The following is an 11,605-nucleotide window of genomic DNA, read 5'->3' as shown; positions in this document are numbered from 1 at the left end:
GGGCCGCCTCCCCGCGGGGCGGCCCGGGCGTCGCATCTTCGCCACAGGGCGGGGGTCTAAGCCTCGTCCCGCCCTCGTTTGCCGTCGGAGCCCGCGCGCGGGCCCCCAGGAGACACTGCCGATGATCGGCCGCCGCATCCGCACAGCCGGCTCCCTGTTCGCCGCCGGGCTGTGGCTCGCGACCGCCAACCCGGCCGAGGCGCAGGTCGGTGCCTTCATCGACAGCCTGTTCGGCCACAAGGAGGAGCCGGCCCCGCAGCCGGAAGCCGCCCCGGCGCCCGCGCAGCCCAAGAAGGCCGCGCCCAGGAAGGACGCCGCCAAGGACGTGAAGGGCGGCGGCAAATCCGCGAAGGCGGCCGAGAAGGCCGAGCACAAGGCGCCGGAATCGAAGGTCGCGGCGGTGGGCGCGCCTGCGGCCGTCGCCCCCGCCGAGCCGGCGGATGCCGCCACCGTGCTCGCCCAGGCCAACGCCTATTTCAACGGGATCACCACGCTGACCGGCAGCTTCATGCAGATCGGCGCCGATGGCCGCCGGATCGGCGGCAAGCTGACGCTCGCCAAGCCCGGCCGCCTGCGCTTCGATTACGACCAGCCCTCGCCGCTGGAGGTGGTGGCGGACGGCACCTCGGTGGCGGTGCGCGACCGCAAGCTCAACACCCAGGATCTCTACTTCATCGCCCAGACGCCGCTGAAGTTCCTGCTGCGCGAGAAGATCGACCTCGCCCGCGACCTCACCGTGACCGACGTGGCCAACGACCCGACGGGCGTGCGCATCAGCCTGGAGGACCGCGCGACCCTGGGCGGCACCTCGAAGATCCAGCTGTTCTTCGATCCCGAGGTGAAGACCCTGTCGCAGTGGCGGATCACCGATCCGCAGGGCTACATCACCACGGTGACGCTCTCGAACCTGCAGAAGGGCAAGAGCGTCGACGGCAGCCTGTTCTTCATCAATTACGGGCGCGCCGAGGACAAGGCGATGCAGCAGCAGATCCAGCAATCGCAGCAGTGAGCCGGCGCGGTCACGCCGCCGTCGCGTCGAGGCCCGCGCCGCGCCAGCGATCGAGCTCCCGGTCGATCGCCGCCTCCGTGCCGCGCAGGAACTCCGCGGCCGGCAGGCCCGGGGCCACGGCGGCGAGGTAGCTCACCACGACGGTCCCGGCCCGGGTCGCGGCGCCGCCGGGCCAGAACAGCCCGGAATTCAGCGCCACCGGCACCACCGGCAGGCCGAGCCGGCCGTAGAGCAGCTCGACCCCGCGCTTGAAGCGCAGCGGCGCGGCGATGCCGCCGCGGGTGCCCTCGGGGAAGACCAGGACCGACCGGCCGGACGCCACGGCGGCCCGCCCCTCGTCGATCATGGTGCGCAGGGCCTGGGTGCCGTTGCCGCGGTCGATCACGATCATCGGCGAGCGCCGCAGGAACCAGCCCACCACCGGGATCGCCAGAAGCTCGCGCTTGGCGACGATCGCCACGTCCGGCACCAGCACGAGGAACGCCAGCGTCTCCCAGGTCGACTGGTGATTGGCGACGATCAGGCAGGGCTCGGCCGGCAGGTGCTGGCGGCCCTCCTCGACGTAGCGAAGCCCGACGATGTGCCGAAGCCCGCCCAGGATGCCGCGCGCCCAGAGCCGCGTCGCCCGGCGGATCGGCCGTTCGGGGGATCCGCTCAGGAGGAAGATGACCAGGGGGACGAGGAACAGGGTCGTCCAGGCGGCCCAATAGGCGGCGAACAGGAACGAGCGGGCATGAGCCATGGCGGGGCCTCGACGCGGGGCCCGGGATACAGGGCAGGGGCTGGGCATATAGCGCGTGCCGGGCGGGCGCGCACGGCCTTTTGCCCCATCCACGGCGAGCGGACTGTCGCGGATCGCGAAATCCGCTATCGGATCTCCACCCCGTGCGAACCCCGCCCGTGCGAACCCCGGCCCAGCCCGTGCAGCTCACCGTCACCACCTGGAACATCAACTCGGTGCGGCTGCGCATCGACCTCGTGCTGCGCTTCCTCGCCGAGCAGAAGCCGGACGTGCTCTGCCTCCAGGAGACCAAGTGCCCGGACGACGCCTTCCCGCTGAAGGCCCTGCGCGGCTCGGGCTACGAGCACGTGATGTTCGCCGGCCAAAAGGGCTACAACGGCGTCGCGATCCTCTCGCGCTTTCCCCTGCACACCCGCACCGTGATGGGCTTCTGCGAGCGTCAGGATGCCCGCCACATCTCGGCGGTGCTGGGGCCGGAGGCGGGCGCCGCCGCGGGGATCGTGCTGCACGATTTCTACGTGCCGGCCGGCGGCGACGTGCCGGACCGGGACCTCAATCCGAAATTCGCCCACAAGCTCGACTTCCTGTCGGAGCTGCGCGTCTGGGGCGGCAAGCGCGTCGCGGGCCCGGCGATCCTGATGGGGGACCTCAACGTCGCGCCGCTGGAGCACGACGTCTGGTCGCACAAGCAGCTCCTCGACGTGGTGAGCCACACGCCGGTGGAGACCGAGGCGCTGGAGATCCTGCGCGGCGAGGCCGGCTGGATCGATACCGCGCGCCACCTCACCCCGGAGCCGGAGAAGATCTACACGTGGTGGAGCTACCGGTCCCCCGATTGGGCGGCCGCCGACAAGGGCCGGCGCCTCGATCACCTGTGGGTCTCGCCCGATCTCGCCGGCACCGTTCGCAAGGTCGAGGTGCTGCGCGATGCCCGCGGCTGGGAGCGCCCCTCCGACCACGCGCCGGTCACTTTGACGCTGGCCCTCTGATCGCGAACCGCCGGCGGAACTGCGACTCGGGCCGAGCATTGCCCGCTCACGATGCCGTGACGTGAGGTGACCCCATGCGCAAGATCCTGATCGCCTTCCTCCTCCCCCGAGTCGTCTCGTTCCTCCGCAATCGCTACGGCAAGCCGCACGCGACCCGCGGGCGGGCTTTCTAAGTCGGCAAACGACCTGCGCACGGCTGTGACGGCCGGGCGCAGGCTGCGCCCTCGGCGGCAGCCCTAGATCCGGGCCTTACCCGCCGAGGAGTTGAACCGATGACCGACGATCCGCGCGAGGCCGGCCCGCGCCCCCCCTATCCCGGCGACCAGCAGCAGCCCCGTCCGGGCCTCACGACCCGGATGACGCCGCGGCCAGACCACGGCGAAGAGAGCTATGTCGGCAAGGGCCTGCTCGCCGGTCGGGTCGCGCTGATCACCGGCGGCGATTCCGGCATCGGCCGCGCCGTGGCGATCGCCTATGCCCGCGAGGGCGCGGACGTGGCGATCTCCTATCTCGACGTCGAGCAGGAGGACGCCGAGGATACGAAGGCCTGGGTCGAGAAGGCCGGCCGCCGCTGCCTCCTGCTGCCCGGTGACATCCGCGACGAAGGCCATTGCCGGAGCCTCGTGGCGCGGACCGTGGAAGCCTTCGGCCGCCTCGACATCCTCGTGAACAACGCCGCCGCCCAGGTGGTGAACGAGGGGCTCGACGATCTGAAGGCGGCCGACATCGAGGGCTCGTTCCGGGCCAACGTGTTCGCGATGTACTACCTCGCCCAGGCGGCGGTGCCGCACATGAAGCCCGGCGGGGCGATCGTGAACAGCACGAGCGTGCAGGCGAAGGTCGCCGATCCCAGCATGCTGATCTACGCGGCCACCAAGGGTGCCATCGCGAGCCTGACCATCGGCCTGTCGAATCTGCTCGCCCCGAAGGGCATCCGGGTGAACTGCGTCGCCCCCGGGCCGGTCTGGACGCCGATCCAGCCGATCGTGAAGAGCCCGGAGCAGATCGAAGAACTCGGCGCCCAGACGCCGCTTGGCCGCGCCGGGCAGCCCGCCGAGCTGGCCCCGGCCTACGTGCTCCTGGCGTCGCGGGAGGGCAGCTACATGTCGGGCGCCCTGGTGCCGGTCACGGGCGGCATGCCGATGCTCTGAGCGGCGCGGCGCAGGGTGATCCGCGTCAGCTCGGACGGGCGGCCGAGCCGGAGGGCGAAGCCGGGCCACAGAGCCGTGCCGTTGCTGACGTAGAGCCGCATGCCGCCGACCTGATAGGCACCCGAGACGAAGCCGGCATTGCCCCGCGCGACGAGCCGGTCGAGGCCGCGGATCATGCCGCCATGGGTGTGCCCGGAGAGCTGCAGCGCCACCCCCCGCGCCGCGGCCCGGGCGGCCTGCGCCGGCTGGTGGTCGAGCAGGACGATCGGCGCGCCCGCGGGCGCACCCGCCAGGGCGGCGGCGAGGTCGGGTCCCGGATGTCCGGTGGCGGGCGCCGAGCGGTCGGTGACGCCGGCCAGCACCAGCGCGCCGCCATCGCGCGTCAGGACGGTGTGAGCGTTGGCGAGGATCCGGATCCCCAACCCTTCGAGGTGGCGCATCCAGGCGTCGGCATCGAAGAAATACTCATGGTTGCCGGGCACGGCCCAGACGCCGTCCCGTGCCCGCAGGGCTGCCAGCGGCGCGACGTCAGCGCGCCGGGCGTCCAGCGATCCGTCGATGAAGTCGCCCGTCACCACGATCACGTCGGCGTCGAGCGCATTGGCGCGCGCCACGACGTCCCGTGCCCAGGAGCCCGGGAACAGGCGGCTGATGTGCAGGTCCGTGAGGTGCAGGAGCGTGAAGCCGTCGAAGCCGGGGGCCAGGTCGGCGATCGCCACGCCGACGTCCTTCAACGGCGGGACGCGCAGCGCCTGCCGCACCGCAATGGCCGCCAGGAGCGCGGATGTCAGGGCGACCGCGGCGCGCGCAGCGGTCGGGATCGTCCAGCCGCCCCCAGGCAGGGCCAGGGAGACCAGGGCCACGAGATCGAGGGCGATCTGGAGGGGCGCCGCCAGGGCGATCGCACCGAACGCCCAATTGAACAGGATCACCACCGGGCGCGGGAATTCGGGGGCGAAGACCGACCCGGAAGAGAGGCGGCTCCACAGGTGATACTGGGAGGCGGCCAGGAGGACCAAGGCGAGGCCGAGCTTCAGCGGAAGCGGCCACGGCATCGGCCACACCACCCGCGCGATGACGTAGAGGGCGGGCAGGCTGGGGATCAGGCGGATCATGGCCGGCTACATGGACCGGGCCGTATCCGGAAGGCAAAGCCACCGGCCCGCGCCGGCACCGGATGAGGCCCGAGCCGGGGCGGCCCCCGAAGTCGCGCCCGGCAGACGCACGCGGCCTGCGATCTCGATCATGCGGGTAACGGCGACAACCTCGGCCCTATCCGGAGGTCTCCCGGCTCGCGCGATCGAAGCCGGTTCTGATCCTTCATCCGTCGGATTGGGCGCAGACTGTGTTGGCGGTGTAGCTATTGTTGAATGCGGCGGATTTTTCCGAAAATACAACTAGAAGTGAAAGGTAAATTACGGACTATTCACCACTCGAGCCGCTAAAAGCAACCGAAGATTGCATTTCTGGTTACATGGCAAAACCGGAGGTGCTCATGTCGTCATCCCCCCTCGCCATCCTCAGCCCGGCCACCCGATCGCTCGAATGGCTCGTCGGTCCGGGCGCGTTGCTCTCGTCCACCGCCCTCTCGACCGGCCAGCTCGCGAGCCTCGGCCCGATCGCGTCGCAGATCGAGGGGGCCGTCAGCGCCACCGCCGGAAGCGACGGCGGCTCGGTCCTCCCCGACACGCTGGCCGAGACGGCCAACACGATCGTCCTCGATACGCACGCGCAGCTCGAAACGGTGGGCCATGAGGTGGCGCCGCTGAACGGGCCGCTGCACGGTCTCACCAACCTCGGTGAGACGATCGGGCTGGGTCACATCGGCGAGGCCGGTAACCTGATCACCGATCTGACGGGCGCCGTCACCGATCCGAACGCCGGTACGGTCGCGCCGCTCCTGACCGACGCCGGCCACGTCACCGACGCGGCCAACACGCTGCTCGACACGGTGGCGGCGGTGCCGGCCGCCGGCAACGGCCTCGTCGGCACCGGCAGCGTCCTCACACCGGCGACCGATATCCTCAATCAGACGGTGCTCGATCTCCACACGACGCTGGAGGATATCGGTCATTCGGTCCCCCAGCTCAACGAACCGATCCACGCGGTCACGGGCCTCGGCGAGACGGTCGGCCTCGGCCATATCGGCGAGCCGGGCAACCTGCTGACCGACGCCCTCGCGGTTCCCGGATCGGTCCTCAACGGCGGCGGCCTCGCCTCGGCGGATCCGCTCCTGTCCGACCTCGGCCACGTCCTCGGCGCGACCGACACGCTGCTCGGCTCCGCCACCGGCGCCCTCAGTGGCGGGAGTCTCCTGGCCTCGGACGGGCTTCTCGCCCCGGTCACGAACCTCGCCAACATGGCCGTCCTCGACGTCCACATGACGCTGGAGAATCTCGGCCATGAGATTCCCCTGCTGAACGACGCCATCCACGGGCTGACCAACCTCGGCGAGACGGTCGGGCTCGGTCATCTCGGCGAGGGCGGGAACCTCCTCACCGACGTGGCGGGCCTGCCCGGCGACCTGCTGGGCGGCCAGGGGCTCGGTGCGGTGTCCCCGATCCTCGGCGATGTCGGCGCGGTGACGAATGCCGCCGGCGGCCTCGTGGACGGGGTGACCGGCCTCGTCGGCACGCTCGGCAGCAGCGGGGCCGGGATCCCGGCGGCCGGCGGCCTCCTGACCCCGGTGACCGCCACGGTGGACGGCCTGCTCGGCGACCATGCCGCGAGCCCGCTCGCCGGTCTCCTCGGCGGCGTGACCGGCGACGGCCAGAGCGTGACCGGCAGCCTGCTCGGCGCCGGTGCGCCGCTCCAGCCGGTCGGCGATGTCGCCAACACGCTGATCGACACCGTCCACGCGGGCCTGGAACAGGTCGGCCACGACGTGCCGGTCCTGAACGATCCGCTCCATTCCGTCATCACCCTCGGCAACATGTCCGGCCTCGGCGAACTCGGCGAGACGAGCAACCTCGTCACCGACGTGGTCAACCTGCCCGGCTCCGTGCTGACCGGAAACGGCGTGCCGGCCACGGGGCAGGTCGTGAGCGACGTCGGGCATGTCGCGGATGCGGCGGGCGGCGTCCTGGACTCGGCGACGGGCCTTCTCTCCGGAGGCGGCGCGGGTTCGGGGGCATCCCTCGGCGACCTCCTGACGCCCGTGACGACGGCGGTGGGGACGGTGACATCCGGTGCGGCCGGAAACGAGGTCGGCACGCTGCTGGGCGGCCTGACCGGTGGTACGACGGGGGAGGCCGGCGCGCACCCGCTGATTGATGTCTCCGCGGGGCCGACGACCACGGCGCCGGTGGCCGACGCCGCGATCCTCACGCCCGCCGCCGATCCGGCCCACACCGTCGAGGTGAGCGCGGTCTCGGTGGGGGCCGATCAGCCGAGCCTGGCGACCGCGAACCTGCTGACCGGCGACAGCATCCTCCTGCCGCAGACCGGCGGCGGCGGCGCGGATGCCCTGGTCGGCCAGCTCGCCAGCGCGATCCAGGGCACGACGGCAACGCCGGCCGATGCCGAAGCGTCCCATGGCGCCAGCGTCGATCTCGGGATCGCCACGGTCGATCTCGGCGGCCACGCCGACGTCCAGCACACCGACCCGACGCCGCACACGACCACGAGCGGTCTGCACCTGCTCGGGCTGTAAGGCCGAGCGCCCCCGCCGCACCCACGGCGGGGGCCGCCATCGTCGTCGCGCCACACCGAGAAGCCGGGGAAAAACCTGTGACCGACGAACGCGTGCTGCGTGTCGCGAGGCGTCGCGAGTTCTGGGCCGCCCTCCGGGCCGGGCGCGCCTGCCTGATCACCGTCATGGTGGTCAGCGGCCTCATCAACCTGTTGATGCTGACCGCCCCGATCTTCATGCTGCAGGTCTACGACCGGGTGCTGCCGAGCCGGAGCATCGCCACGCTGGTCGGCCTCGCCGGCATCACGCTGATGCTGCTGGTGATCCAGAGCATCCTGGAGATCTTCCGCGCGCGGATCCTGTCGCGATTCGGCCGGCTCATCGACGAGCGCCTCGGCCACCGGATCTTTCGCACCCTGCTCGCCCGCGGCGCCGAGATGCCGCGCAGCGACGCGGGACCTCAGGCCCTGCGCGACCTCGATACCGTGCGCGGCTTCGTGTCGAGCATGGCGGTGAGCGCCTTCTTCGATCTCCCCTGGGTGCCGCTCTACGTCGCGGTCTGCTTCCTGTTCCATCCCTGGCTCGGGGCGGCGATCGCCGGGGGCGCCCTGTTCCTTTGTGGGCTGACGATCCTGACCGATTGGGCCTCGGCCGCCGTCACCCAGGAGGCCATGCGCGTGGCCGGCGAGCGCCGGTCCGTCACCGACATGGCGCACCGGAATGCGCCGCTGCTCTCGGCCCTCGGGATGCGCGCCCGCATCGCGGCCCTCTGGCAGGTCCGGTCGCGCCGCAACCTCGACGTGGCGACAAGGGGCAACGACCTCGCCATCGGGTTCGGCACGACGGCGCGCCTGCTGCGCACCCTGCTGCAATCCGGTATCCTCGGCCTCGGCGCCTTCCTGGTGGTGCGCGAGGAGGCGACCGCGGGCGTGATGCTGGCCGCCACGATCCTGTCGGCCCGGGCGCTGGCGCCGGTCGATCTCGCCATCGCCAACTGGAAATCCTTCACGGCCGCCCGGCAGGCCTGGGGCCGACTCACCGCCTTCCTGCCCCCGCGGGAGCCGGCTGTCCCGACGCCCCTGCCGGCCCCGCGCGAGAGCCTGCGCGTCACGGCCCTGTCGATCGCCATACCGGGCACCGACACCCTCGTGCTGCACGACGTGAACGTCGCCCTCGCCCCCGGCAGCGCGCTCGGCGTGATCGGCGCCAGCGGGTCCGGGAAATCGACCTTCGCCCGGGCCCTGGTCGGCCTGGCGCGGCCGAGCCGCGGCGTGATCCGCCTCGACAGCGCCGCCCTGGACCAATGGGACCCCGACGACCTCGGGCGCGCCGTCGGCTACCTGCCGCAGGATACCGAGATGCTCGACGGCACGATCGCCGAGAACATCACCCGCTTCGATCCCGCGCCCGATCCCGAGGCTTTGCTCGCCGCCGCCAAGGCCGCGGGCGTCCACGAGGTCGTGCTCCGGCTGCCGGGAGGGTACGACGCCCGGGTCGGCGGCGCCGGCGGGCTCGGGCTGTCCGGCGGCCAGCGCCAGCGGATCGCCCTGGCGCGGGCGCTCTACGGCGAGCCCTTCCTGGTCGTCCTCGACGAGCCGAACTCCAACCTCGATGTCGACGGCGACCGCGCCCTCTCGGCGGCCGTCCAGGGCGTGCGCGCCCGCGGCGGCATCGTGGTGGTGATCGCGCACCGGCCGAGCGCCCTGGCGGCGGTCGACCGGATCCTCGTGCTCGGCGACGGGCGCGTGCAGCTGCACGGGCCGCGCGACGAGGTTCTGGCGAAGCTCGGCGCCCTGACGCGCCAGACACCCACGAGGGTCGCATGACGACGCAGCCCAGCTCCACCGCGCCGGATTCCGACCCGACCGCCGGGACGCGCCGCTCCCTCCGCCGGCATATCGGCGGCGTCGCCGCCGTGATCGTCGTGGCCCTGGGCGTGGGCGCCTGGACGGCGGCGACGGAGCTGTCCGGCGCCATCATCGCGTCCGGCTCGCTGGTGGTCGAGAGCAACATCAAGAAGGTCCAGCACCCGACCGGCGGCGTCGTGGCCGAACTGCCGGTCCAGGAGGGGGACCGCGTCCGGGCCGGCGATCTGCTGGTGCGCCTGGATGCGACGGCGGCGCGGGCCACCTACGACAGCGTCACCAAGAGCCTGTGGGAGATCGCCGCCCGCAACGCCCGGCTGGAGGCCGAGCGCGACGCCCGCCCGGATCTCGTGATCCCGCCCGAGCTCACCACGGCCGGGCCGGAGGTCGCGCGGATCGTCGACGGGGAGCGCAAGCTGTTCCGCTTCCGCCGGGACGCGCTGCAGGGCCAGAAGGCGCAGCTGCGCGAGCGGGTCGGGCAGCTCAACGAGGAGATCAAGGGTCTGGTCGAGCAGGCCGCCGCCAAGGAGCAGGAAACCGCGATCATCGGCCGGGAATACGCGGGCGTCGAGGAACTCTGGAAGAAGAACCTGATCCAGCTGACGCGGCTCACCAGCCTCCAGCGCGACATGTCCCGCCTCAAGGGCGAGCGCGGCGTCCTCGTGGCCACCATCGCGCAGACCCGCGGCAAGGTCTCCGAGACCGAATTGCAGATCCTCCAGCTCGAACAGAACCTGCGCAGCGAGGTCGGCAAGGAACTCGCCGAGAACCGCGCCAAGGCGGCGACCCTGATGGAGCAGAAGATCACCGCCTTCGACCAGCTCCAGCGCATCGAGATCCGCGCGCCGCAGACCGGCTACGTGCACGAACTCGCGGTCCATACCCGCGGCGGCGTGATCGCCCCGGGGGAACCGATCATGCTGATCGTACCGACCGCGGATTCGCTCGTGGCCCAGGTGCGCGTCGCGCCGCAGGACATCGATCGGCTTCAGACCGGTCAGGCCGCCGGCCTGCGCCTCCCGAGCTTCGACCAGCGGACGACGCCGGAGCTGAACGGCCGCGTCACGCGGATCGCCGCCGACGTGAGCGAGGACAAGCGGACCGGCAGTTTCTACTACCTCGTCCGGCTGGGGGTGACGAAGGACGAACTCGCCAAGCTCGACGGGGCCAAGCTGATGCCCGGCATGCCCGTGGAGGCGTTCATCCGGACGGCCGACCGGACGGTCCTGTCCTACCTGACGAAGCCCCTGGTCGATCAGGCGCGGCGGGCATTTCGCGAGAAGTAGCGGGCCGACCGTTTTCCCGGGCGCATGGAGCGCCGGCGGAATGCGGCCCGGGAAACCAGCGCAAGAGTTCGCGGCGTCCCTAAGAAACAATCGGGGCCGCTGGCGCGGCGCTTCTTGGGCTGGATCCCGGATCAGGTTCCGCTGTCGCGCCACCTGTCCGGGACAGGGGTGCGCGACATGGGACCGAGCGGATCCCACGTCGCGCAACACGGCTCAACACCTTGAGAGGGCGGGTTCCGACCCCTGATGGATCCTAGAACGGGATGTCGTCGTCGAGGTCGTAGCCGCCGCGGCTGCCGCCACCGCCGCCGCCCGTGGAAGCCGGGGCCGGACGGCGCTCGCCGCCCTGGGCGCGGCCGCCGCCGAAATCGCCGCCGCGGTCACCACCCCGGCCACCGCCGAAGTCGCCGCCGCGGCTGACCTGCCCGCCGCCCTCATCCTCGCCGGCGAAGTCGCCGCCACCGCCGCCGCCGCGCCCGTCGAGAATCGTCATCTCGCCGCGGAAGCGCTGGAGCACCACCTCGGTCGTGTACTTCTCGACGCCGGAATTGTCGGTCCACTTCCGGGTCTGGAGCTGGCCCTCGATGTAGACCTTCGAGCCCTTGCGCAGGTACTGCTCGGCCACGCGCGCGAGGTTGTCGTTGTAGATCACGACCGAGTGCCACTCGGTCTTCTCCTTGCGCTCGCCGCTCGCCTTGTCCTTCCACGACTCAGAGGTGGCGATCCGCAGGTTGCATACCGGATCGCCCGAGCCGAGGCGGCGCATCTCCGGGTCGCGCCCGAGATTGCCCACCAGAATCACCTTGTTGACGCTGCCCGCCATCGCTCTCTCCTTATCGTACGGATCTCACAGGGCATGGGCCCGGCGGCGCGCGAACCATGCGCCCGGGCCTCCGGAGCGGCAACCTGCGGTGCGAGCTTGTGCCCGCTTT

At 71.6% G+C, this 11,605-nt stretch carries 9 protein-coding genes; 6 read left to right on the top strand and 3 right to left on the bottom strand.

All coding sequences use genetic code 11. From position 1 onward, the window contains the following. The first annotated feature begins 121 nt into the window (after positions 1–121). Positions 122–1,009 carry a LolA family protein gene (locus AAHG09_RS12410; protein ID WP_342107544.1) on the top strand — a complete coding sequence of 296 codons (888 nt, stop codon included), beginning with the start codon at positions 122–124 and terminating at the stop codon, positions 1,007–1,009. 10 nt (positions 1,010–1,019) lie between these two features. Here AAHG09_RS12410 and AAHG09_RS12405 read toward each other — a convergent pair whose 3' ends face one another. Then, positions 1,020–1,751 (bottom strand): lysophospholipid acyltransferase family protein, encoded by a 732-nt coding sequence (locus AAHG09_RS12405; protein WP_342107543.1) that lies wholly within the window; start codon positions 1,749–1,751, stop codon positions 1,020–1,022. Positions 1,752–1,930: 179 nt separating this feature from the next. Between AAHG09_RS12405 and xth the strand changes: the two genes are divergently transcribed. After that, positions 1,931–2,740 carry an exodeoxyribonuclease III gene (gene xth / locus AAHG09_RS12400; protein ID WP_342107794.1) on the top strand — a complete coding sequence of 270 codons (810 nt, stop codon included), beginning with the start codon at positions 1,931–1,933 and terminating at the stop codon, positions 2,738–2,740. A gap of 272 nt (positions 2,741–3,012) precedes the next feature. After that, positions 3,013–3,891 carry an SDR family oxidoreductase gene (locus AAHG09_RS12395; protein WP_342107542.1) on the top strand — a complete coding sequence of 293 codons (879 nt, stop codon included), beginning with the start codon at positions 3,013–3,015 and terminating at the stop codon, positions 3,889–3,891. On the opposite strand, the gene AAHG09_RS12390 is transcribed toward AAHG09_RS12395, so the two are convergent. After that, entirely contained in the window at positions 3,840–5,006 is a 1,167-nt protein-coding gene (locus AAHG09_RS12390; RefSeq protein WP_342107541.1) for a metallophosphoesterase, read from the bottom strand. The genes AAHG09_RS12395 and AAHG09_RS12390 overlap by 52 nt on opposite strands. A gap of 380 nt (positions 5,007–5,386) precedes the next feature. On the opposite strand from AAHG09_RS12390, the gene AAHG09_RS12385 reads away from it, so the two are divergent. The 3 genes from AAHG09_RS12385 (at position 5,387) to AAHG09_RS12375 (ending at position 10,673) form a co-directional block, all read left to right on the top strand. Further along, positions 5,387–7,543, top strand: a complete 2,157-nt coding sequence (locus tag AAHG09_RS12385; RefSeq protein ID WP_342107539.1) for a hypothetical protein — start codon at positions 5,387–5,389, stop codon at positions 7,541–7,543. A 77-nt stretch (positions 7,544–7,620) separates the two neighbouring features. Continuing rightward, the gene (locus tag AAHG09_RS12380) at positions 7,621–9,348 is read left to right on the top strand and encodes a type I secretion system permease/ATPase (RefSeq protein WP_342107538.1); all 1,728 of its coding nucleotides are present in this window, start codon (positions 7,621–7,623) and stop codon (positions 9,346–9,348) included. Next, the gene (locus AAHG09_RS12375; RefSeq protein WP_342107537.1) at positions 9,345–10,673 is read left to right on the top strand and encodes an HlyD family type I secretion periplasmic adaptor subunit; all 1,329 of its coding nucleotides are present in this window, start codon (positions 9,345–9,347) and stop codon (positions 10,671–10,673) included. The genes AAHG09_RS12380 and AAHG09_RS12375 overlap by 4 nt, the downstream gene beginning before the upstream one ends. Before the next feature lie 253 nt (positions 10,674–10,926). Here AAHG09_RS12375 and ssb read toward each other — a convergent pair whose 3' ends face one another. Continuing rightward, complete coding sequence (ssb, locus tag AAHG09_RS12370; RefSeq protein WP_342107536.1) at positions 10,927–11,496, bottom strand: single-stranded DNA-binding protein; 570 nt, start codon at positions 11,494–11,496, stop codon at positions 10,927–10,929. Positions 11,497–11,605 lie beyond the last annotated feature (109 nt).

Source organism: Methylobacterium guangdongense (genome assembly GCF_038442355.1).
GTDB lineage: Bacteria > Pseudomonadota > Alphaproteobacteria > Rhizobiales > Beijerinckiaceae > Methylobacterium > Methylobacterium guangdongense.
Note: the sequence above shows the minus strand (reverse complement) of the source record. Positions and strands in the feature narration are given on the sequence as shown.

Coding starts and splice junctions, on each gene's coding strand:
- AAHG09_RS12410 (WP_342107544.1), top strand. CDS start 122: ATGATCGGCCGCCGCATCCGCACAGCCGGCTCCCTGTTCGCCGCCGGG.
- AAHG09_RS12405 (WP_342107543.1), bottom strand. CDS start 1,751: ATGGCTCATGCCCGCTCGTTCCTGTTCGCCGCCTATTGGGCCGCCTGG.
- AAHG09_RS12395 (WP_342107542.1), top strand. CDS start 3,013: ATGACCGACGATCCGCGCGAGGCCGGCCCGCGCCCCCCCTATCCCGGC.
- AAHG09_RS12390 (WP_342107541.1), bottom strand. CDS start 5,006: ATGATCCGCCTGATCCCCAGCCTGCCCGCCCTCTACGTCATCGCGCGG.
- AAHG09_RS12385 (WP_342107539.1), top strand. CDS start 5,387: ATGTCGTCATCCCCCCTCGCCATCCTCAGCCCGGCCACCCGATCGCTC.
- AAHG09_RS12375 (WP_342107537.1), top strand. CDS start 9,345: ATGACGACGCAGCCCAGCTCCACCGCGCCGGATTCCGACCCGACCGCC.
- ssb (WP_342107536.1), bottom strand. CDS start 11,496: ATGGCGGGCAGCGTCAACAAGGTGATTCTGGTGGGCAATCTCGGGCGC.